This is a genomic window from Nocardiopsis dassonvillei (assembly GCF_964273065.1).
Classification (GTDB): domain Bacteria; phylum Actinomycetota; class Actinomycetes; order Streptosporangiales; family Streptosporangiaceae; genus Nocardiopsis; species Nocardiopsis dassonvillei_B.
Map to the genome: position 1 here is coordinate 5,215,154 of NZ_OZ186815.1, position 21,257 is coordinate 5,236,410.

Consider the following 21,257-nt stretch of genomic DNA (forward strand, 5'->3'; position numbering starts at 1 on the left):
GGGGACGGAGGACAACGATTCGGTGTGTTTGCGTAACCAGGTAAGTGCCGACCGTTACGATACGGGGGACTGGATACCTATCGTGCCGGAACGACTACGTATGGTCGCCCCGTGCAACCACGTCCGACACGGCGCCACTGAGGACGTTACATGCCGAACAACCTTGCATTTCTCGGCCGGGACATGGCCGTCGACCTGGGGACCGCCAACACGCTCGTGTACGTGCGTGGTCGCGGCATCGTCCTGAACGAACCCTCGGTCGTCGCCCTCAACACCTCGACGGGCAAGATCGTCGCCGTGGGCATCGAGGCCAAGCAGATGATCGGCCGCACCCCGACCAACATCACCGCCATCCGCCCGCTCAAGGACGGCGTCATCGCCGACTTCGAGATCACCGAGCGGATGCTGCGCTACTTCATCCAGAAGATCCACCGCCGCCGGCACTTCGCCAAGCCCCGCATCATCGTCGCGGTTCCCAGCGGCATCACCTCCGTGGAGCACCGCGCCGTCAAGGAGGCCGGGTACCAGGCGGGCGCCCGACGGGTCTACATCATCGAAGAGCCCATGGCCGCCGCCATCGGCGCGGGCCTGCCCGTGCACGAGCCCACCGGCAACATGGTCGTCGACATCGGCGGCGGCACCACCGAGGTCGCGGTCATCTCCATGGGGGGCATCGTCACCTCCCAGTCCATCCGGGTCGGCGGCGACGAGCTGGACCAGGCCATCATGACCTTCGTCAAGAAGGAGTACTCCCTGATGATCGGGGAGCGCACCGCCGAGGAGCTCAAGCTCGCCATCGGCTCGGCCTACCCGACCGGCGCCGAGGAGCTGCACGCCGAGGTGCGCGGCCGCGACCTGGTCAGCGGCCTGCCCAAGACCATCGTCATGTCCGAGTCCGACGTCCGCCAGGCCGTCGAGGAACCCGTCACCGCCATCATCGACGCGGTCCGCACCAGCCTCGACAAGTGCCCGCCCGAGCTGTCCGGCGACATCATGGACCGCGGCATCGCCGTCACCGGCGGCGGGGCCCTGCTGCGCGGCCTCGACGAGCGGCTCCTGCACGAGACCGGGATGCCCATCCACGTCGCGGACAACGCCCTGGACTCGGTCGCCATCGGCTCCGGCACCTGCGTCGAGAACTACGAGCGCCTCCACCAGGTCCTCGTCCCGGAACGGCGGCGCTGATGCTGCGCGACAGCCCGAGGTCCCGGCTCACCCTGGCCGTGCTGGTCGCCCTGTCGGTGGTCCTGCTGGTACTGGACGGCCGTCCGGGCCACAACCCGGTCACCGCGGCGGCCCGAGCGGGCGGCGAACTGCTCTTCGCGCCCGCCGCCGCGGGAGTGGGGTACGTCGCCGCGCCGGTCACCGGCCTCTACGACACCGTGCGGCGGGCACCCGGGGCCTCCGAGCGCATCGCCGAGCTCGAGGCCGCCAACGCCGAGCTGGAGGAGGAGCTGCGCGCCGCCCGCCTCGACGAGGGCCGCGCCGAGGAGCTCGACGGCCTCCTGCACCTGTCCGGGATGGGCGGCTACGAGATCGTCCCCGCCCAGGCGGTCACCCGCACCACCCCGCGCGGCTACGCCGACGTCGCCACCATCGACGCCGGAACCGAGTCCGGGGTCCGCACCGACATGACCGTGGTCAACGGCCAGGGGCTGGTCGGCCGGGTCATCGACGCCGGCCCGCGCACCGCCACCGTGCTGCTCGCCACCGACGTCACCTCGGCGGTCGGCGCCCGCCTGGAGTCCACGCGCAAGATCGGCGTCGTCACCGGCGGCACCGTGCCCGGCGGGCCCGAGGCCGACCTCACCCTGGAGCTGTTCGACATGGAGGCGCCCGTGGAGGCCGGGGACCGGCTGGTCACCCTCGGCTCGCACGAGGGGGCGCCGTTCGTGCCGGGGGTGCCCATCGGCACCGTCGAGGAGGTGCAGGCCGCTCCGGGCGCGCTCAGCCGCATCGCCGCACTGTCCCCGGCGGTCGACTTCGCGTCCCTGGACCTGGTCGGCGTCGTCGTCGCCGGTCCGGCCGAGGACCCCAGGGACTCCGTGCTCCCGCCCAAGCCCGACGCACCCGAGAGGGAGAAGTAGACATGAGGTCCGCCGTGACCCTGCTCTCGGTGGCCGCGGTCGTGCTCGTCCAGGCGGTGGTCGTCAACCGGCTCCCGTTCGGCGCGCTCTCCGACGGCGGCCCCGGCCCCGACCTGGCGCTGGCCGCGGTCGTCGCCCTGGCGCTGACCACCGGCCCCGCGTCCGCCGCGACCTGGGGGTTCGGCATCGGCCTGGCCCTGGACGTGCTGCCGCCGGCCGACAACGCGATCGGCCGCTACGCCCTGATCCTGTGCCTGGCCGGATACCTGGTGTCGCTGATCCACCGCAACACCGGAGCCCCCGGAGGGGTCGGCACCCGCACCTCGCGCTGGTTCGCCCTGGGCGCGGTCCTGCTCACCTCGGTCGGCGTCGGACTCGCCTACGCCGGCCTGGGCGTGCTCATGGGCGACCCGCGCACCGGCCTGTCCGACATCGCCGTCGCGGTCGGAGCCGGCGCCGCGCTCACCCTGCTGGCGGCGCCGCTGGTGACCCTGCCCCTGCTGTGGCTGCGCGAGGCCCTCTCGGACCACGAGTTCGCCACCGTCCAGGGGCCGATGTCCCCGCAGGGGTGGTGACCGTGCGCCGACCTCCGATGGACCCGAGCCTGCCCGGCCCCCGCCTGGGGCGGACGGGGATCGTCATCTCACAGATCCTCGTCGTCGTCCTGTTCGCCGCCCTCGGCGCGCGCCTGTGGTACCTCCAGATCCCGATGGCCGACCACTACCGGGAGCTGGCCGTCTCCAACCACCACCAGCGGCTCGTCGTGCCCGCCACCCGCGGCCAGATCCTCGACGCCAGCGGCCGCCCCATGGTCGCCAACCGCACCGAGCTGGTCGTGTCCGCCGACTACCACGAGCTGGTGGGCATGGACGACGGCGGCGAGCGGGTCCTGTCCGACCTCTCCGGAGTCCTCGACGTACCCCTGGAGGAGCTCCAGCAGCGCATGCGCCTGTGCGGGCCCGAGGTGGAGCGGCCCTGCTGGCCCGGATCCCCCTACCAGCCCGTCACCCTCGCCGAGGACATCGAACCGTCCGTCGCCCTCCAGATCATGGAGAGCTCCGACGACTTCCCGGGCATCACCGCCCAGGCCCAGGCCGTCCGCGAGTACCCCAACGGCGCCCGGGCCGGGCAGATCCTCGGCTACCTGCAGCCCGTCACCCAGGAGGAGCTGGAGGCCCGCGAGGAGCTGCGCACCCAGTTCACGGGTATCGACCAGGTCGGCCGCGACGGCCTGGAGGCGGTCTACGACGCCCAGCTGCGCGGCACCGCGGGGGTGCGCACCCTGGGGGTCAACAACCACGGCGAGGTCATGGACGTCATCTCCGACCAGCCCCCCGAGGCCGGGATGCACATCGTCACCCACCTGGACATGGGCCTCCAGAAGATCGTCGAGGACGCGCTGGCCGAGGGTATGAAGGGCGCCCGGCCCCGCTACAGGGCCGACTCCGGGGCCGCCATCGTCATGGACGTGCGCACCGGCGGCATCGTCGCCATGGCCAGCCTCCCCTCCTACGACCCCGCCATCTGGCAGGGCGGTATCGACCAGGAGAAGTTCGACGAACTGCTCAGCGCCGAGGCCGGGGAGCCGCTGCTGTCGCGCGCGGTCCAGGGCCAGTACCCGCCCGGCTCCACGTTCAAGGTGTCGTCGCTGTCGGCCGCCGTCGAGAACGGCTACTCGCTGCGCAGCACCTACGCCTGCCCCGGCTCGGTCAACATCGCCGGGCAGAACTACCAGAACTACGCCGGCGGCGGCCACGGCACCATCAGCCTGCACAAGGCCATCGTCGTCTCCTGCAACACGATCTTCTACAACTTCGGCTACCAGCTGTGGCTCAAGGACGGAGGCCTCGAACCCGAGGGCGAACCCCGGGAGGCCATGGCCGAGATGGCCCGCGGCTACGGGTTCGGGGCCCCGACCGGTATCGACCTGCCCTACGAGACGAGCGGGCGCATCCCCGACCGCGAGTGGAAGCGCACCTTCTGGGAGGAGACCCGGGAGGTCAACTGCCGCCGCGGCGAGGAGGGCTACCCCGAGATCGCCAAGACCAACCCGTCCCACGCCTCCTACCTCAAGCTCCTGGCCTACGAGCAGTGCGTCGAGGGGTTCCAGTGGCGGGCCGGAGAGGCCGTCAACTTCGCGATCGGTCAGGGCGACGTGCTCGTCAGCCCGCTCCAGCTGGTCCGCGCCTACGCCGCCATCGCCAACGGCGGCACCGTGTACGAGCCGCGCGTGGCCCGGGCGCTGGTCTCCGCCGACGGCAGCACCGTGCAGGAGATCGAGCCGGTCGTCGCCGGGCGCGTCCCGGTGAAGGACGAGACCATCCGCTACCTCCAGGACGCCCTGGAGGAGGTCACCAAGTCCGGCACCGGCCGCGGCGCCTTCGCGGACTTCCCGCAGGACAAGGTGTCCGTCGCGGGCAAGACCGGTAGCGCCGACGGCCAGAACCGGCAGGTGTCGTCCTGGTTCGTTTCCTACGCGCCCGCCGACGACCCGCAGTTCGCCGTCGTCGTGTTCGTCTCCCAGGGCGGCACCGGCGGTACCACCTCCGCGCCCATCGCCCGGAAGATCTACGACGGCATCTACGGGTTCGGCGACTTCGACGAGCCCGCCCTGCCCGGGGGCAAGCCCCGCGCGGACCTGCCCGTGGTGCGCCCCGACGGCTCCATCGACCCTCTGGACCGGTGACCCATGACCGTACACGCCCCGCGCGGGCTCGCCCTGGGCCGGACCGCGGTGACCGCCGTCGGCACCGCCCGCAGGCTGGACTGGGTCCTGGTGCTCGCGGTGGCCGCGCTGTGCGCGATCGGCTGCCTGCTGGTGTGGTCGGCCACCCAGCCCGGTGACGGCGGGAACCCGCTGGACTCCACCGAGCACCTGCGCAAGCACCTGGCCCACCTGGCCGTGGGCTGGGCGGTGTGCCTGTTCGTGGCCTCCGTCGACCACCGGACCGTCCGCGCGTACGCGCCCATCGTCTACGTCGCCACCGTCGTCGCCCTGATCCTGGTGCTGACCCCGCTGGGCGCCGTCATCAACGGCTCGCGCGGGTGGATCGTGGTGGGCGGCTTCCAGTTCCAGCCCAGCGAGCTGGCCAAGGTGGGCCTCATCCTGGTCCTGGCCACCCTGCTGGGTGAGCCCCGCGACGGCGAGACCCGGCCGATGTCCAGGGACGTGCTGTTCTGCCTGCTGGCGCTCGCGCTCCCGCTCGTCCTGGTCATGCTCCAGCCCGACCTGGGCACCACGCTGGTGCTGGGGGTCATCTTCCTGGGGATGCTGACCCTGTCCGGGGCGCCGGTCTTCTGGGTCGCCGGGATGCTGCTGGCCGGGGTGGCGGCGGGGTTCTGCGTGTGGTGGTTCGACATGCTGGAGCCCTACCAGCTCGACCGCATCGCGACCCTGGTGGACCCGTCGGCGGACCCGCAGGGCGCCGGGTACAACTCCAACCAGGCGCTCATCGCCGTCGGTTCGGGCGGCTTCGACGGGACCGGGCTGTTCCAGGGGGAGCAGACGCACGGCCGGTTCGTGCCCGAGCAGCACACCGACTTCATCTTCACGGTCGCCGGGGAGGAGCTGGGATTCCTCGGAGCCGGCCTGGTCGTCGGCCTGTTCGCGGTGATCCTGTGGCGGGTCCTGCGCGTCGCCCTGCGCTGCGACCAGCCCTACCCGCGCCTGCTGTGCGTGGGGGTGGCGTCCTGGTTCGGGTTCCAGACCTTCATCAACATCGGCATGGGGCTGGGCATCGTCCCGGTGACCGGCCTGCCGCTGCCGTTCGTCTCCTACGGCGGCACGGCGCTGCTGGCCAACCTGCTGGCGCTGGGGCTGGTCCTGGGGGTGAACTCCCGGGACCGGGGATTCGAATAGGGGCCTGTGGAAGACCGGGGGCGGAGGTGGCGGCGCCGGTAGCCTGAGAGGGAAGGTCCGTCACCGTCCGTCGATCGAAAGTCTCCAGACCCATGACCGTCGAAAGCCTCTTTCCGCGACTGGAGCCACTGTTGGCCCGGGTCGGCAAACCCATCCAGTACGTGGGCGGCGAGCTCAACTCCGTCGTCAAGGACTGGGACGGCGCCCGGGTGCGCTGGGCGCTGATGTACCCCGACGCCTACGAGGTGGGAGTGCCCAACCAGGGCGTGCAGATCCTGTACGAGATCCTCAACGAGCGCGAGGGGGTGCTGGCCGAGCGGGCGTACGCGGTCTGGCCGGACATGGAGGCCCTGCTGCGAGAGCACGGGGTGCCGCACTTCACCGTGGACGCCCACCGGCCGCTGGGCGCCTTCGACCTCATCGGCGTCAGCTTCGCCAGCGAGATGGGCTACACCAACCTGCTCACCGCGCTGGACCTGGCCGGCATCCCGCTGCACGCGGCGGACCGGCGCGAGGGGCACCCGGTGGTGCTGGCCGGGGGGCACTCGGCGTTCAACCCCGAGCCGGTCGCCGACTTCCTGGACGCGGTGGTGCTCGGCGACGGCGAGGAGATCACCCTGGCGATCACCGAGATCGTCCGCGAGTTCAAGGACGAGGGGGAGCCGGGCGGCCGCGACGGCCTGCTGCTCCGGCTGGCCGCCACCGGCGGGGTGTACGTACCGCGCTTCTACGACGTGGAGTACCACGGGGACGGGCGCATCGCCGGGTACACGCCCAACCGGGCGGGAGTGCCCGAGACGGTGCACAAGCACACCGTCATGGACCTGGACCGGTGGCCCTACCCGAAGAAGCCGATCGTGCCCACCGCGGAGTCGGTGCACGAGCGCTACAGCGTGGAGATCTTCCGCGGCTGCACCCGCGGCTGCCGGTTCTGCCAGGCCGGGATGATCACCCGGCCGGTGCGCGAGCGCAACAAGGAGACGGTCACCTCCATGGTCCGCGAGGGGGTGAAGAACTCCGGCTTCCAGGAGGTGGGCCTGCTGTCGCTGTCCAGCGCCGACCACAGCCAGATCAAGGACATCGCCAAGGACCTGGCCGACGGCTACGAGGGCACCAACACCGGGCTGTCGCTGCCCTCCACCCGGGTGGACGCCTTCAACATCGACCTGGCCGAGGAGCTCACCCGCAACGGCCGCCGCTCCGGGCTGACCTTCGCCCCCGAGGGCGGCAGCGAGCGGATGCGCCGGGTCATCAACAAGATGGTCACGGAGGAGGACCTCATCCGCACCGTCACCGCGGCGTACGCGGCGGGGTGGCGGCAGGTCAAGCTGTACTTCATGTGCGGCCTGCCCACCGAGGAGGACGAGGACGTGCTGGCCATCGCGGACCTGGCCACCGAGGTCATCCGCACCGGCCGGGAGGTGACCGGGCGCCGGGACATCCGCTGCACGGTGTCCATCGGCGGTTTCGTGCCCAAGCCGCAGACCCCGTTCCAGTGGGCGGGCCAGACCTCGCACGAGGTGGTGGACGCCCGGCTGCGCAAGCTCCGCGACCGGCTGCGCTCGGACCGCGCCTACGGCAAGTCCATCGGGCTGCGCTACCACGAGGGGCGCCCGTCCATCGTGGAGGGGCTGCTCTCCCGGGGCGACCGCCGGGTGGGCCGGGTCATCGAGGAGGCGTGGCGCTCGGGCGGGCGGTTCGACGGCTGGAGCGAGCACTTCTCCTACGAGCGCTGGATGAAGGCGGCCGAGACCGGCCTGGCCGGGTACCCGGTGGACGTCGACTGGTACACCACCCGCGAGCGGGACGAGGACGAGGTGCTGCCCTGGGACCACCTGGACGCGGGACTGGACCGCTCCTGGCTGTGGCAGGACTGGCAGGACTCCCTGCACGGCGAGGAGTCGCTGGAGATCGACGACTGCCGCTGGAACCCCTGCTACGACTGCGGGGTGTGCCCCAGCATGGGCACCGAGATCCAGATCAACGCCCCGGCGGAGGGGCGGCCCATGCTCCCCCTCACCGTCGTCTGACGGCCCGCCCCGGCCCGCGGCGGGCGGGCCGGGGCCGGCGGTGCGGGCCGGGCACCGGTCGGCGCGCTCGCCGGGCATGCGGCGCCGCGGTTCCTCCGGCGGGTCCGGACGGCGGGAGCCGTGCACGCGGCCGGCGAGGGAGTCGGGTTCGGCCGGATCGGTCCCGGACGGGGTGGCTCGAGCGCGGCGCCGCCGGTCATGCGCACGGCCCGGGGGACGCCGAAAAGAAGAGGGGCGGACGGTGCCGGAGGGGAGGGCGCGCGAAGGGGCCGTGAGGGTGGTGGAGTAGGATGCCCGCTCCGGGCGCCGCCTGTGCGGTGGTCCTCGACCCTGTGAAGGGGAGCGCCCGGGGGAGAAGGTGTACGGCCCGGCGCCCCGCTCGCGCCGGGCCGTACGTGTAATAGGACTCGCGGCCCCTCCGGGGGGTTGCCACGGGTTCAGGATTTTCTTCGGATTTTTTTTCCGGACCCCCGCGTTCTGGTGGTGAACACAGGTTCAGAGTGCGCGCGGTCCCCGAGGCGGCCCGCTCGGAGTTCGATCGGGACTTTTCGATCGCAGGTCAGCGGGGCAGATACCGGGTGCGTGGTCCTGGCGGACGCACGTGCAACGGAGCGCCCCCCGGTTCGCCGGTCCAGGTGCACCGCCGCGCACCGTACGCTGAACAGGACGAGGAACAGCCCCTCACCGGTCGCCCCGCGACCGCACCGGGGCATGAGGAAAGGAGTTGAGCTGCCCCCCGCACCCGAGGGCACCACTTCACCCTCCACCGCCGCACCCGGACAACGGCTCCGCGTCCGCTACGCCAAGCGCGGTCGCATGAGGTTCGCCAGCCACCGGGACATCGCCCGGGCACTGGAGCGCGCCCTGCGCCGGGCCGACGTACCGGTCGCCTTCTCCGCCGGTTTCTCGCCCCACCCGAAGATCTCCTACACCGGAGCGGCCCCCACCGGGGTCGCCAGTGAGGCGGAGTACCTCGAACTCACCCTCACCGAGGAACGGGAGCCCGCCCGGGTCGGGGCCGACATCGACGCGGCCATGCCGGACGGTATCGACGTCGTCGAGGTCGTCCGGGCCCGTGTTCCCGGCCTGGCCGAACGGCTCCAGGCCTCCGTGTGGCAGGTGGAACTGGGCGGGGTCGGACCCGGCGAGGCGGAACGCGCCGTCGGGGCCTACCTGGCGGCCGAGACCGTCGAGGTGGAGCGGATGACCAAGAAGGGTCGCCGCCGCTTCGACACCCGACCGGCGGTGGTCGGCATCGACGTGTGTCGTGGACCCGGGCGTGCCCCGAGGGAGCAGGACACCACATATGCCATACTTCGGATGGTCGTACGGCACACGACACCTGCTGTGCGACCGGACGACGTGCTGACCGGCCTCCGCCATGCGGCCGACCTCGCGCCGCCGTCATCGGTGACGATGACCCGGCTGGCGCAGGGGCCGCTGGACGAGACGACAGGTGCGGTCGCAGACCCGCTCGCCGCGGACCGAAACGACTCCGGAACGGCGGACGACGCCCAGGAGCGGGGCGACAGCGCACCACAGCCGTCGGCGCCCATGACGGGACCGCGCTGATGAGCGGCCCCGAAGCGGGGAACGTGGGCGCCACCACAGGACTTTGCCTCGACGGCACCCCGGTGCCGTCGGCGCTGACACAGCGACGACAGTTCTCGTGAGCCGCGCCGCCGACCGAAGGGTCGCGGCGCGCCCGGGGACTTTGACGGGAGACCGCCCGGATGCTCGACAACGAGCCCAGCAACGGTGCAGACGACACCGTGGGTACAACTGAAACAACCGAAACGAGGGCGGCGACGCCCCCCGTGGGGGGAGGCGAGGTGCGCGTGACCACACGCGCACCGGCCAGGGGCGTGCGCCGCGCGGCGGGACCGCCCCCCGAGCCCGACGACGTCTTCGTCCCCCCGGCCAAGCCCGTGACCACGCTCGCGGGTTCCGGTGAGGGCGGCACGGTCAAGGTCACCTCCGCCACCCCCGTGCGGCGACGCACGGTGCGCGTCGAGGACCGGCCGCCGGAGCCGGCCCCCCGGGCCGCCGAGGTCGCGCCGGAGACCGACGAGCCCCGGGCCGCCGCGCCCGAGAAGAAGACCCGCACGCGCCGCACCCGCGCGGCCGCCGCGGAGTCCTCCGAGCCGGCCGTGGCCGCTGAGGCCCCCGCCGCCGAGCCGGAGCCCCGCACCCGCACGCGCCGTTCGCGCACGCGGGCCGCCGCCGAGCCCACCGCCGCAGCCGAGGCCTCCGCCGCCTCCGGGACCGAGGAGGAACCGGAGGACGGCGCCCAGGCCGGTGCCGTCTTCCAGGCGCCCTCCATGCTCTTCCAGCCCCCCGTGGTCGCCGCCCCGCCCGCCGTCCCCGCCGTGGTCGTCGAGGACGAGGACGAGATCGAGCCGGTCGAGGACGAGGACGACGAGTCCGCCGAAGCCGAGGAGGAGTCCGCCGAGGAGACCGGCGCGGAGGAGTCCGCCGAGGAGCGGCCCGGCCGACGCCGTCGCCGCCGCGGCGGCCGGGGCCGGGGCCGTTCGCGCACCGGTGACGAGGCCGACGACGCCGAGTCCGCCGACGAGTCCGATGAGGCCGAGGACAGGGCCGACACCGAGGACGCCTCCGAGGGCGCCGAGGAGGACGACCGCGCGGGCAGCCGCCGGCGTCGCCGCCGTCGCCGCCGCTCCGGCGGCGGGGGGAGCGACACCACCTCCGACGACCCGCCCAACACCGTGGTCCGCGTCCGCGAGCCGCGCCCGGACCGGCCCATCTCGGACGAGGTCCAGGCCGTGCGCGGGTCCACCCGCCTGGAGGCCAAGAAGCAGCGCCGCCGAGAGGGCCGCGAGCAGGGCCGCCGCCGCGCCCCGATCGTCACCGAGTCGGAGTTCCTGGCCCGCCGCGAGGCGGTCAAGCGCGACCTGGTCATCCGCCGCACCGGCGACCGCACCCAGATCGCCGTCCTCGAGGACGACATCCTCGTCGAGCACTACGTCGACCGCGCCACCCACCGCTCCTACGTGGGCAACGTGTACCTGGGCCGGGTGCAGAACGTGCTGCCGTCGATGGAGGCCGCGTTCGTCGACATCGGCAAGGGCCGCAACGCCGTCCTGTACGCGGGCGAGGTCAACTGGGACTCCTTCGGCCTGGACGGTCAGCCCAAGCGCATCGAGTCGGTGCTCAAGTCCGGCCAGTCGGTCCTGGTGCAGGTCACCAAGGACCCTGTCGGCCACAAGGGCGCCCGCCTGACCAGCCAGATCAGCCTGCCCGGCCGCTACCTCGTGTACGTGCCCGGCGGCTCGATGACCGGCATCAGCCGCAAGCTCCCCGACAAGGAGCGCGCCCGCCTCAAGCAGATCCTCAAGAAGGTCATGCCCTCCGGCGCGGGCGTCATCGTCCGCACCGCCGCCGAGGGCGCGAGCGAGGAGGAGCTGGAGCGCGACATCTCCCGCCTGGCCAACCAGTGGGAGTCCATCAAGCGCAAGTCCAAGTCGGCCAACGCCCCCGCCCTGCTCAACAGCGAGCCGGACCTGACCATCCGGGTCGTGCGGGACGTGTTCAACGAGGACTTCTCCAGCCTGGTGGTCTCCGGCGACGAGGCCTGGGACACCGTGCACGACTACGTCGAGCACGTGGCGCCCAACCTCGCCGAGCGGGCCTCCCACTGGACCGAGGACCGCGACGTCTTCGCCGCCTACCGGATCGACGAGCAGATCAACAAGGCGCTGGAGCGCAAGGTCTGGCTGCCCAGCGGCGGCTCGCTCGTCATCGACCGCACCGAGGCGATGACGGTCGTCGACGTCAACACCGGAAAGTTCACCGGCCAGGGCGGCAACCTCGAGGAGACCGTCACCAAGAACAACCTGGAGGCGGCCGAGGAGATCGTCCGCCAGCTCCGGCTGCGCGACATCGGCGGCATCATCGTCATCGACTTCATCGACATGGTCCTGGAGTCCAACCGCGACCTGGTGCTGCGCCGGATGCTCGAGTGCCTGTCCCGGGACCGCACCAAGCACCAGGTGGCCGAGGTCACCTCGCTGGGCCTGGTGCAGATGACCCGCAAGCGGGTCGGCCAGGGGCTGCTGGAGGCCTTCTCCCACACCTGTGAGCACTGCAGCGGACGCGGCCTGATCCTGTCCACCGACCCGGTGGAGGGCAAGGGCGGCTCCGGCGGCGGCGCGGGCGGCAACGGGCGCAAGAAGAAGGGCAAGGGCGACAAGGGCAAGGGCGAGGCCGAGCAGGCCGAGGTGCAGGACACCGCCGCCGAGGAGCCCGAGCCCGAGCCCGCCGAGCCGCAGGCCCCGGTGGCCGAGGAGGCGGCCGAGCCCGCCGCCGAGGCCGAGGGGAAGCCGGAGAAGAAGGCGGCCAGGGGCAAGAAGGCCGAGGACGCCGACGAGGCGGAGAAGGCCGAGCCCAAGCGGACCCGCAAGCGCACCTCGCGTTCGCGCAAGGCCGCCGAGGAGGCGGTCGAGACCGAGGCCGAGGAGTCGGCGACCGAGCCGCAGGAGGCCGCTCCGGCCGCCGGGGAGCCCGAGGCCGCCGAGGCCCCGGAGGCTCCGGCCGAGGAGGCACCGGCCCCGCGCCGCACCCGGCGCACCGCGACCCGCCGGACCGCCCGTGCGGCCGCCGAGGCCGTCGGCGAGCCGGAGGCCGTGACCGAGACCACCGCACCGGAGGAGGGCGACGAGGAGGCCGCCGAGCGGCCCAAGCGCCGCCGCACCCGGCGCACCAAGGCGGCGGCCTCGACCACCGCCGTGGACGCCGGCTGAGCCGGAGCGGGACGTGGGCCCGGTCCGGGCCGGGGGGCGACCCCGGCCCGGACCGCGGCACGTGTGCAGGCCCGTGGCGGGTCGGTGGTAACCTGATGGACGGTGCGTCGGCGCGCTCCGAGTGATCGCGCGCCCCGACACCAAGTGCTCTCCACGCAGGGTTTGTTTCCCTCAGATCCCCGCGCCCCGCTACAGGCAACAGTGGATCGTGGAACGAGGACTCCCCGTTGTTCCCACACGGGGCGGTCCTCCCGGCCAGCCCGCGAGGGCATCCGGCCGGACCCGGACCCCGAACACATGTCTCGGGGATGGTCCCGAGCATTATTCGTTGAGCGAGCAGGAAGAGAGTTACGCGGTGTACGCGATCGTGCGAGCGGGCGGCCGTCAGGAGAAGGTGTCCGTCGATGACGTCCTGAACATCGACAAGGTCTCTGCCGAGACCGGCGCCACCATCACGTGGCAGCCCATCCTCGTCGTGGAGGACGGCAACGTCGTCAGCGACACGGACAAGCTGAGCGGCTACACGGTCACCGCCGAGGTTCTCGGTGAGACCAAGGGCCCCAAGATCAACATCCTGAAGTACAAGAACAAGACCGGTTACAAGAAGCGCCAGGGTCACCGCCAGAAGCACACCCAGGTCCGCGTCACCGGCATCTCGGCGAAGTAGGAGGATCTGAGAGATGGCACACAAGAAGGGCGCATCGTCCAGCCGCAACGGCCGCGACTCGAACGCCAAGCGCCTGGGTGTCAAGCGCTTCGGCGGCCAGGCCGTCCAGGCCGGTGAGATCCTCATCCGCCAGCGCGGCACCAAGTTCCACCCCGGCGCCAACGTGGGCCGCGGCGGCGACGACACGCTGTTCGCCCTGGTCGCCGGCGAGGTCAAGTTCGCCAACTTCCGCGGCCGCAAGGCCGTGAACATCGTTCCCGCCGCCGCCGAGTAGGTCGCGCGCGGACGTTGTTCTTGCAGAGGCGGGCCAGGGAACACTGGCCCGCCTCTGGTGTTGTCACCAGGTGACGCACCCATTTCCCATCGGCCGCCCCGCGGCCGGAGCAGTGAACAGAGGAGAACCATGCCCGACTTCGTCGACGAGGCGGTCTTGCACGTCAAGGCCGGGAACGGCGGGCACGGCTGCGCCTCCGTCCACCGCGAGAAGTTCAAGCCCCTGGGCGGACCCGACGGCGGCAACGGAGGCCGGGGCGGCGACGTCGTCCTGGAGGTCGACGCCCAGACCGCCACCCTGCTGGACTTCCAGCGCCGCCCGCACCGCACCGCCCAGAACGGCACCCCGGGCATGGGCGGCCACCGCAACGGCGCCAACGGCGACGACCTGGTCCTGTACGTGCCCGACGGCACCGTGGTCACCCGCTCGGACGGCGAGGTCATCGCCGACCTGGTCGGCCACGGCACCCGCCTGGTACTCGCCCAGGGCGGCAGCGGCGGCCTGGGCAACGCCGCGCTGGCCTCCAAGAAGCGCAAGGCCCCCGGCTTCGCCCTCAAGGGCGAGGAGGGCGAGGCGTTCGACGTCCGCCTGGAGATGAAGACCATCGCCGACGTCGGCCTGGTGGGCTTCCCCAGCGCCGGGAAGTCCTCGCTCATCGCCGCCATGTCGGCCGCCCGGCCCAAGATCGCCGACTACCCGTTCACCACCCTGGTCCCCAACCTCGGTGTGGTCGAGGCGGGCACCACCCAGTACGTCATCGCCGACGTGCCCGGTCTCATCCCCGGCGCCAGCGACGGCAAGGGCCTGGGCCTGGAGTTCCTTCGCCACATCGAGCGCTGCTCCACCCTGCTGCACGTCCTGGACTGCGCCACCTACGAGCCGGGCCGCGACCCCGTCAGCGATCTGGAGGCCCTGGAGGCGGAGCTGACCGCCTACGGGACGGCCACCGGCGTCGACCTGTCCGACCGCCCGCGCATCGTCGTCCTCAACAAGGTCGACGTACCCGAGGCACGCGAGCTCGCCGAACTCGTCACGCCCATGCTCACCGAGCGCGGCCACCGCGTGCTGGAGGTCTCCGCGGCCTCCCGCGAGGGACTGCGCGAGCTGTCCTTCGCCCTGGCGGAGCAGGTCTCCGCGGCCCGCGACGCCGCCCCGGCCGCCGAGCCCACCCGCATCGTCATCCGACCCAGGATGATCGGCGACGTGCCCTTCGAGGTCGTCCCCCTGGGGAACAACGCCTTCCAGGTCCGGGGCGAGAAGCCCGCCCGCTGGGTGCGCCAGACCGACTTCTCCAACGACGAGGCCGTCGGCTACCTCGCCGAGCGGCTCAACCGCCTGGGCATCGAGGAGCAGCTGGCCAAGGCCGGGGCCACCGAGGGAGCCGAGGTCCACATCGGCACCGATGAGGACTCCGTGGTCTTCGACTGGGACCCGTCCCTGGACGCCGAGGCCGTCCCGTCCGGCCCGCGCGGGACCGACGCCCGGCTGGGCTGAACCGCGCGGGGACGTACGGGCCCGGCCGAACACGCAAGAGGGGCGCGGCTCCGCCGAGCGGACCGCGCCCCCGGATGGAAAGCCCCCACACGGTGCACAGCGCAGAACAACTCGAACAGACCGCCTCCCGGGAGGCCCGCGGGCGGGCGGCCGTCGCCGCCGCCCGCCGGGTCGTCGTCAAGGTGGGGTCCTCGTCGCTGACGACCCCCGACGGCCGCATCGACTCCGGCCGGATCCGGGAGCTGGTCGAGGTACTGGCGTCCCGCCGCGCCCTGGGCCAGGAGGTCATCCTGGTCTCCTCCGGTGCGGTGGCGGCGGGGATGACCCCGCTGGGGATGCGCTCCCGCCCCCGCGACCTGGCCTCCCAGCAGGCCGCCGCCAGCGTCGGCCAGGGGCTGCTGCTGGCCGCCTACACCGCCGAGCTGGCGGGGTACGGCATCAACGCCGCCCAGGTCCTGCTCACGGTGGAGGACCTGATGCGGCGGGTGCAGCACCGCAACGCCCAGCGCACCCTGCGCCGGCTTCTGGACATCGGCGCCCTGCCCATCGTCAACGAGAACGACACCGTGGCCACCCACGAACTGCGGTTCGGCGACAACGACCGGCTGGCGGCCCTTGTCGCGCACCTGATGAGGGCCGACGCCCTGGTCCTGCTGTCGGACGTGGACGCCCTCTACGACGGCGACCCGGCCGACCCCGCCTCCCGGGTGGTGGGCCTGGTCTCCGGGCCCGAGGACCTGGAGGGCATCGACGTCGGCTCCACGGGCAGGCGGGGCGTGGGCACCGGTGGCATGGTCACCAAGGTCGACTCGGCGCGCATCGCGACCGAGGCGGGTGTGAACACCCTGCTCACCTCCGCCGCCAACGCCCGCGCCGCGCTGGCGGGGGAGGGGGTGGGCACGCTCTTCGCCGCCGCCTCCGGGCGGCGCCCCTCGGCCCGCCAGCTGTGGCTGGCGCATGCCACCTCGGGGCGCGGCAGCCTGGTCCTGGACCCGGGCGCGGTGTCCGCCGTGGTCGGGGACAAGGCGTCGCTGCTGCCCGCCGGGGTGGTGGACGTGTTCGGCGAGTTCAGTGCCGGGGACCCCGTGGACCTGCGCGACGAGCAGGGCACGGTGGTGGCCCGGGGCCTGGTCAACTACGACTCCGCCGAGGTGCCCGACCTCATGGGTCGCTCCACCCGCTGGCTGGCGCGGGAGCTGGGCCCCTCCTACGAGCGCGAGCTGGTCCACCGCGACGACCTCGTGGTCCTCTGACACCCGCCGCGTGAACGCCGCCCGCGGGAACCCCGCGGGCGGCCGGGGCGGGGGGACGCGGCTCCCGCACCGCGAGCGGGCCGCGGCGACACGGCCCGGGTGCCCGCGGATGTCCCCGGCCCGGGAGAGAATCCGGTCACAGGGACATGGAAGGGGCGGGTCTCCCGCCCCCCCGGAGAAGGAGTGCCCCATGCCGAGCTTGATGGCGCGGCTGCTGTCGCTGGGGCTGCGTGTGGCACGCAAGCGCCCCATGGAGTCGGTGGAGAGCGCCCGGGAGTGGCTGTACGAGCCCAAGGACGACCCCGCGCCGCCGTACCTGGTCACCCAGCGGCACCGGATCAGCCTGAGGACGGTCGCGGGTTTCCCCGTCTACACCGTGCTCCCCGCGGAGGAAGCGGCCCCGGACAGGGCCGTGCTGTACGTGCACGGCGGGACCTACGTCAGCGAGATCTCGGCGTGGCACTGGGTGCTCATCTCCCGGATGGCCGACACCGGCTGCCGGGTGGAGGTGCCGCTGTACGGGCTGGCACCCGAGCACACCTACCGGGAGGCCTTCCCGTTCCTGACGGAGGTCTACCGGGAGCTGTCGGCCGACGTCGACCCCGGGCGTATCGCGTTCGCGGGCGACTCCGCCGGCGGCGGGCTCGCCCTGGCCCTGGCCCAGACGCTGCCCGGCGCGGGGCTGCCGGAACCGGCCCGGCTGATCCTGGTGTCCCCGTGGGCCGACCTGACCATGTCCAACCCCGAGATCGCCGAGGTGGACGAGCGCGACCCCTGGCTGAGCCCCGTGGGGATGCTGGAGGCGGCGAAGTCCTGGTCGGGAGGGGACGACCTGGCCCTTCCCCGGCTGAGCCCGGTGTACGGGGAACTGGCGACCCTGCCGCCCATGGACCTCTACATCGGCACGCGCGACGTGCTGCTGCCGGACACCCGGCGCCTGCGGGACCTGGTGGCCGAGGTCGGGGGCACCGTCCGCCTCAGCGAGGAGGAGGGGGCCTTCCACATCTACCCCCTGGTCCCGGTCCCCGAGGGGGGACGGGCGCGCGCCCGGATCCTGCGGACCGTCCGGGACCTGTGAACGCGCCCCGCGGCGCCCGGAGGCGGGCGCCGCGGGGCCTCAGGCGAGGCGCCGCACCACCGACAGCGGCAGCCGCTTCATGAGGAAGCCGATCGGGACCCACGGCCAGGCCGGGACGTACGCCTTGGCCCGGCGCTTCTCGATGGCCGCGACCATGGCGCGCACGCCGGTCGCGGTGTCGACCATGAACCTCGTCCTCTGCTCCACCTTCTCGTTCATCTCCGACCTGATGTAGCCGGGGTGGACCACCGACACGTCCACGCCGGGGATGTTCTCGGCGCGCACCCCCTCGGCGAGCGCGGAGACACCCGCCTTGGTGGCGGCGTAGACCGTCATGGACCGGCGCATACCGCGCAGCGCCGACATGGAGGAGATCACCACCAGGTGCCCGCGGCCCTGCGCCCGGAAGATCTCCAGGGCCGCCTCCACCTGGGCCAGCGCCCCCACGAAGTTGGTCATGGCGGTCTGCCGGTTGGCGTCGAACCTGCCGGTGCCCAGTGCGGCGCCCTTGCCCAGTCCGGCGTTGACCACCACCCGGTCCACGGAGCCCAGCTCCGCGGCGAACTCGCCGAGGACCCGGAAGACGGCCTCGTCGTCGGTGACGTCCAGGGCCCTGAGCACCACGCGCCGGCCGGGGTGGGCGGAGGCGATCTCCTCGCGCAGCCCCTCCAGGCGGTCGGTACGCCGGGCGCACAGGCCCAGGTCGTAGCCGAGCGCCGCGAACTGCCGGGCCATCTCGGCCCCCAGTCCGGCGCTGGCCCCGGTGATGACGACGGTCCCCCTGCTCACGCCCGCTCCTTCGCGGCGGAGCCGCCGACGCGCTTGAGCATCTGCCCGGCAACGGCCCGCATGGTCCGGTCGTACAGCGGGCGCGCCAGGCGCTTGGCCCAGAACCCGCCCCTCGCCTGCGCGTCGGGCAGGATCAGGTGGGTGCCCCGGTCCACGGCCCGCACGACGCGGACGGCGATGTCCCCGGCGCCCAGGTGCGACCCGTTGATGAGCTTGACGGCGCTCCTCTCCACCTCGGGGTCGCTGCCGCGCAGCGACGACGCCAGGTTGGTCCGGAAGAACGAGGGGCACACCACCGACACCCGCACCCCGAACGGGTGGAGCTCGTGGAGCAGGGTCTCGCTGAGCGCGACCACGGCGGCCTTGGTGGCGTTGTAGGAGCTCATCGCGGGCGGGTGGACGAGCCCGGCGGCGGAGGCGGTGTTGACGATGTGGCCCGAGCCCTGGCGCTTGAACAGCGGGGTGAAGGTGCGGCAGCCCCGCACCACGCCGAACAGGTTGATCTCGGTGATCCAGCGCCAGTCGTCCATGCCCAGGACGTCGATGCGGCCTCCCGCGGCGACCCCGGCGTTGTTCACGAGGAGGTCCAGGCCGCCCCAGTTCTCCTCGACCCAGGCCAGGGCGTTCGCCCAGTCCTCGTCGGAGGTGACGTCCAGCCGCAGGTAGCGGGCCCCGGCGGGCAGGCCCGCGGGCGCCTCCCCGGCCAGGTCGGTGGCCAGGACGCGGTCGCCCCGGGCGCTGAACTCCGCGACGAGCGCGGCGCCCAGCCCGGAGGCGCCGCCGGTCACCAGGACGGTGCGGGGGGTGGAGGAGGTGGTCATGTCCGGCTCCGTGTTCCATAGGTCGGCTGTCGGACGACGGGAGCCCGGTGCGCCAGGTCGGGCCCGTCGGTGGACGCCCCGCCGGGGGCGTGCCGTGCACCGATCCTAGTGAACACCGTTCGGTGTCTCCGGGGCCGGTCCCGCGCACGGCCGCGGGGGCCCGCCCGGGCCTCTATCATGCGGGAATGAGCGAACGGATGATGCGGACCGGCGGCGACCATCCCCAGCGCGGCGAGGTGCGGGAGATCCCCACCTCCCAGAACGCCACCGAACTCGTTTACGCCCCCGAGCGGGACGGCCTGGCCGACGCGGGCGAGATCGCCTGGACCTGGGTCCCCTTCGAGGAGGACCCCTCCCAGGGCAAGGACCGGCCGCTGCTGGTCGTGGGCCGCAAGGGCAGGCGCCTGCACGGGCTGATGCTGTCCTCGCAGCGCCCCGAGCAGTGGGAGCGCCAGGACTGGCTGCCCATCGGCTCCGGCCCCTGGGACCGCGAGGGCCGCGACTCCTACCTGCGGATGGACCGCCTCTTCGAGTTCGACGAGGACGACATCCGGCGCGAGGCCGCCGTCATGGACGAGAGGACCTTCTGGCTGGTCGCCGACGTCCTGCGCAGCCGCTACGGCTGGCGCTGAGCCCGGCCGCCGCGCCCGGACCCGGGCGCGGCGGCGGGGACCGGCCGGTGCGGCTCCCGCTCCGGTCCGGGCACCGTCCCGACCCGTGGACGCGGGCGGGCGGGGAGAGGGCCGGGCGGCGGAGGGGCCGGGCGGATAGGCTGGGGCGACCACCCCGGTCCGGCCCCTGCGACGCGGCAGGCCCCCGGGCGCGCGGGTGGCCCTCCCGAATCCGAGAGAGTAACGCCATGAGTGACATCGAGCGCGAGGTCCGCGCGGTAGCCGAACGTGCGGGGGACGCGGCGGCCGACCTTGCCCCGCTCAGCCGGGCGGTCAAGGACGCCGCCCTGGAGGCGATCGCCGAGGCCCTGGTCAAGCGGGCCGACGAGATCACGGCCGCCAACGCCCAGGACGTGGCCCGGGCCCGTGAGGACGGCACCTCCGAGGCCATGATCGACCGCCTCACGCTGACCCCGCAGCGCATCGAGGCCATCGCCGACGCCGTCCGCGAGATCGTCGAGCTCCCCGACCCGGTGGGCGAGTCCGTGCGCGGCGGGGTGCTCCCCAACGGCCTGGACCTGCGCCAGATCCGGGTGCCGCTGGGCGTGGTGGGCATCATCTACGAGGGCCGCCCCAACGTCACGGTGGACGCCGCCGCGCTGTGCCTCAAGAGCGGCAACGCCGCCCTGCTGCGCGGCTCCTCCTCCGCCTACGACTCCAACACCGCCATCGTCGCCGTCATCCGCGACGCCCTGGCGGGCACCGGCGTCCCGGTGGACGCCGTGCAGCTGGTGCCCGGCCGCACCCGCGAGTCCTCGCTGGCGCTGATGCGCGCCCGCGGCCTGGTCGACGTCCTCATCCCGCGCGGCGGCGGCTCCCTCATCCAGGCCGTGGTCCGCGACTCCACCGTCCCGGTCATCGAGACCGGGGAGGGCCTGTGCCACGTGTACGTGGACGCCGAGGCCGACCTCGACAAGGCGGTGGCCATCACCGTCAACGCCAAGGCCCAGCGCTGCTCGGTGTGCAACTCCACCGAGACCCTGCTGGTGCACGAGGCCGTCGCCGAGGCGTTCCTGCCGCGCGTGCTGGCCGAGCTGGCCGACGCCGGCGTGACGGTGCACGGCGACGCCCGGGTGCGCGAGATCGCCGCCGCCCACGCCTCGCCCGCCACCGTGGTCGAGGCCACCGAGGAGGACTGGGCCACCGAGTACCTCTCCCTGGACCTGGCGGTCCGGGTCGTGCCCACCGTCGACGACGCGCTGGCGCACATCCGCCGCTACTCGACCAAGCACACCGAGGCCATCGTCACCGACTCGCTCAGGACCTCCCGCTACTTCGTCTCCCGGGTGGACGCGGCCGCGGTGATGGTCAACGCCTCGACCCGCTTCACCGACGGCGGCGAGTTCGGATTCGGTGCGGAGATCGGCATCTCCACCCAGAAACTGCACGCCCGCGGTCCCATGGGCCTGACCGAGATGACCTCCACCAAGTACATCGTGACCGGTGACGGCCATGTGAAGTGAGACACCTTCGG

The 21,257-nt window shown here is 72.9% G+C and carries 17 protein-coding genes; 15 read left to right on the forward strand and 2 right to left on the reverse strand.

Annotated elements, in window-relative coordinates; all coding sequences use genetic code 11:
• Positions 1-150 precede the first annotated feature (150 nt).
• The 13 genes from ACSUPR_RS23310 (at position 151) to ACSUPR_RS23370 (ending at position 17,502) form a co-directional block, all read left to right on the forward strand.
• Positions 151-1,185 (forward strand): rod shape-determining protein, encoded by a 1,035-nt coding sequence (locus ACSUPR_RS23310; RefSeq protein ID WP_436886860.1) that lies wholly within the window; start codon positions 151-153, stop codon positions 1,183-1,185.
• A complete protein-coding gene (mreC, locus tag ACSUPR_RS23315) occupies positions 1,185-2,087 on the forward strand; it encodes a rod shape-determining protein MreC (RefSeq protein ID WP_436886861.1) in 903 nt (300 codons plus the stop codon). Before ACSUPR_RS23310 ends, mreC begins: the two co-directional genes overlap by 1 nt.
• A 2-nt stretch (positions 2,088-2,089) precedes the next feature.
• Positions 2,090-2,662: a rod shape-determining protein MreD gene (gene mreD / locus ACSUPR_RS23320; protein WP_436886862.1), complete on the forward strand. Its 573-nt coding sequence runs from the start codon at positions 2,090-2,092 to the stop codon at positions 2,660-2,662.
• Positions 2,663-2,679: 17 nt separating this feature from the next.
• A complete protein-coding gene (mrdA, locus tag ACSUPR_RS23325; RefSeq protein WP_436892109.1) occupies positions 2,680-4,773 on the forward strand; it encodes a penicillin-binding protein 2 in 2,094 nt (697 codons plus the stop codon).
• A gap of 3 nt (positions 4,774-4,776) precedes the next feature.
• The gene (gene rodA, locus ACSUPR_RS23330) at positions 4,777-5,946 is read left to right on the forward strand and encodes a rod shape-determining protein RodA (RefSeq protein WP_436886863.1); all 1,170 of its coding nucleotides are present in this window, start codon (positions 4,777-4,779) and stop codon (positions 5,944-5,946) included.
• A 92-nt stretch (positions 5,947-6,038) separates the two neighbouring features.
• Positions 6,039-7,976, forward strand: a complete 1,938-nt coding sequence (locus ACSUPR_RS23335) for a TIGR03960 family B12-binding radical SAM protein (protein WP_436886864.1) — start codon at positions 6,039-6,041, stop codon at positions 7,974-7,976.
• Positions 7,977-8,792: 816 nt separating this feature from the next.
• Positions 8,793-9,548 (forward strand): TIGR03936 family radical SAM-associated protein, encoded by a 756-nt coding sequence (locus tag ACSUPR_RS23340; protein WP_436886865.1) that lies wholly within the window; start codon positions 8,793-8,795, stop codon positions 9,546-9,548.
• A 161-nt stretch (positions 9,549-9,709) separates the two neighbouring features.
• A complete protein-coding gene (locus ACSUPR_RS23345) occupies positions 9,710-12,736 on the forward strand; it encodes an Rne/Rng family ribonuclease (protein ID WP_436886866.1) in 3,027 nt (1,008 codons plus the stop codon).
• Between the two features lie 355 nt (positions 12,737-13,091).
• On the forward strand, positions 13,092-13,403 hold the full coding sequence (gene rplU, locus ACSUPR_RS23350) for a 50S ribosomal protein L21 (protein WP_436892110.1): 312 nt from the start codon (positions 13,092-13,094) through the stop codon (positions 13,401-13,403).
• Positions 13,404-13,416: 13 nt separating this feature from the next.
• Complete coding sequence (gene rpmA / locus ACSUPR_RS23355; protein WP_073380480.1) at positions 13,417-13,677, forward strand: 50S ribosomal protein L27; 261 nt, start codon at positions 13,417-13,419, stop codon at positions 13,675-13,677.
• Positions 13,678-13,806: 129 nt separating this feature from the next.
• Positions 13,807-15,171: a GTPase ObgE gene (gene obgE, locus ACSUPR_RS23360; protein WP_436886867.1), complete on the forward strand. Its 1,365-nt coding sequence runs from the start codon at positions 13,807-13,809 to the stop codon at positions 15,169-15,171.
• A gap of 74 nt (positions 15,172-15,245) precedes the next feature.
• Positions 15,246-16,424, forward strand: a complete 1,179-nt coding sequence (gene proB, locus ACSUPR_RS23365; protein WP_436886868.1) for a glutamate 5-kinase — start codon at positions 15,246-15,248, stop codon at positions 16,422-16,424.
• Positions 16,425-16,614: 190 nt separating this feature from the next.
• Complete coding sequence (locus ACSUPR_RS23370; protein WP_436886869.1) at positions 16,615-17,502, forward strand: alpha/beta hydrolase fold domain-containing protein; 888 nt, start codon at positions 16,615-16,617, stop codon at positions 17,500-17,502.
• Positions 17,503-17,541: 39 nt separating this feature from the next.
• Here the strand turns inward: ACSUPR_RS23370 and ACSUPR_RS23375 are convergent, their stop codons facing one another.
• Both ACSUPR_RS23375 and ACSUPR_RS23380 read right to left on the reverse strand, forming a co-directional pair.
• The gene (locus tag ACSUPR_RS23375) at positions 17,542-18,291 is read right to left on the reverse strand and encodes an SDR family oxidoreductase (protein WP_436886870.1); all 750 of its coding nucleotides are present in this window, start codon (positions 18,289-18,291) and stop codon (positions 17,542-17,544) included.
• On the reverse strand, positions 18,288-19,112 hold the full coding sequence (locus tag ACSUPR_RS23380) for an SDR family NAD(P)-dependent oxidoreductase (protein WP_436886871.1): 825 nt from the start codon (positions 19,110-19,112) through the stop codon (positions 18,288-18,290). The genes ACSUPR_RS23375 and ACSUPR_RS23380 overlap by 4 nt, the downstream gene beginning before the upstream one ends.
• 185 nt (positions 19,113-19,297) lie before the next feature.
• On the opposite strand from ACSUPR_RS23380, the gene ACSUPR_RS23385 reads away from it, so the two are divergent.
• On the forward strand, positions 19,298-19,744 hold the full coding sequence (locus ACSUPR_RS23385) for a type II toxin-antitoxin system PemK/MazF family toxin (protein ID WP_436886872.1): 447 nt from the start codon (positions 19,298-19,300) through the stop codon (positions 19,742-19,744).
• 227 nt (positions 19,745-19,971) lie between these two features.
• Positions 19,972-21,246: a glutamate-5-semialdehyde dehydrogenase gene (locus ACSUPR_RS23390; protein WP_436886873.1), complete on the forward strand. Its 1,275-nt coding sequence runs from the start codon at positions 19,972-19,974 to the stop codon at positions 21,244-21,246.
• Positions 21,247-21,257 lie beyond the last annotated feature (11 nt).

Coding starts and splice junctions, on each gene's coding strand:
- rpmA (WP_073380480.1), top strand. CDS start 13,417: ATGGCACACAAGAAGGGCGCATCGTCCAGCCGCAACGGCCGCGACTCG.
- rodA (WP_436886863.1), top strand. CDS start 4,777: ATGACCGTACACGCCCCGCGCGGGCTCGCCCTGGGCCGGACCGCGGTG.
- ACSUPR_RS23310 (WP_436886860.1), top strand. CDS start 151: ATGCCGAACAACCTTGCATTTCTCGGCCGGGACATGGCCGTCGACCTG.
- ACSUPR_RS23335 (WP_436886864.1), top strand. CDS start 6,039: ATGACCGTCGAAAGCCTCTTTCCGCGACTGGAGCCACTGTTGGCCCGG.
- ACSUPR_RS23390 (WP_436886873.1), top strand. CDS start 19,972: ATGAGTGACATCGAGCGCGAGGTCCGCGCGGTAGCCGAACGTGCGGGG.
- ACSUPR_RS23340 (WP_436886865.1), top strand. CDS start 8,793: ATGAGGTTCGCCAGCCACCGGGACATCGCCCGGGCACTGGAGCGCGCC.
- ACSUPR_RS23345 (WP_436886866.1), top strand. CDS start 9,710: ATGCTCGACAACGAGCCCAGCAACGGTGCAGACGACACCGTGGGTACA.
- mreD (WP_436886862.1), top strand. CDS start 2,090: ATGAGGTCCGCCGTGACCCTGCTCTCGGTGGCCGCGGTCGTGCTCGTC.
- obgE (WP_436886867.1), top strand. CDS start 13,807: ATGCCCGACTTCGTCGACGAGGCGGTCTTGCACGTCAAGGCCGGGAAC.
- ACSUPR_RS23380 (WP_436886871.1), bottom strand. CDS start 19,112: ATGACCACCTCCTCCACCCCCCGCACCGTCCTGGTGACCGGCGGCGCC.
- ACSUPR_RS23385 (WP_436886872.1), top strand. CDS start 19,298: ATGAGCGAACGGATGATGCGGACCGGCGGCGACCATCCCCAGCGCGGC.
- proB (WP_436886868.1), top strand. CDS start 15,246: ATGGAAAGCCCCCACACGGTGCACAGCGCAGAACAACTCGAACAGACC.
- ACSUPR_RS23370 (WP_436886869.1), top strand. CDS start 16,615: ATGCCGAGCTTGATGGCGCGGCTGCTGTCGCTGGGGCTGCGTGTGGCA.
- mrdA (WP_436892109.1), top strand. CDS start 2,680: ATGGACCCGAGCCTGCCCGGCCCCCGCCTGGGGCGGACGGGGATCGTC.
- mreC (WP_436886861.1), top strand. CDS start 1,185: ATGCTGCGCGACAGCCCGAGGTCCCGGCTCACCCTGGCCGTGCTGGTC.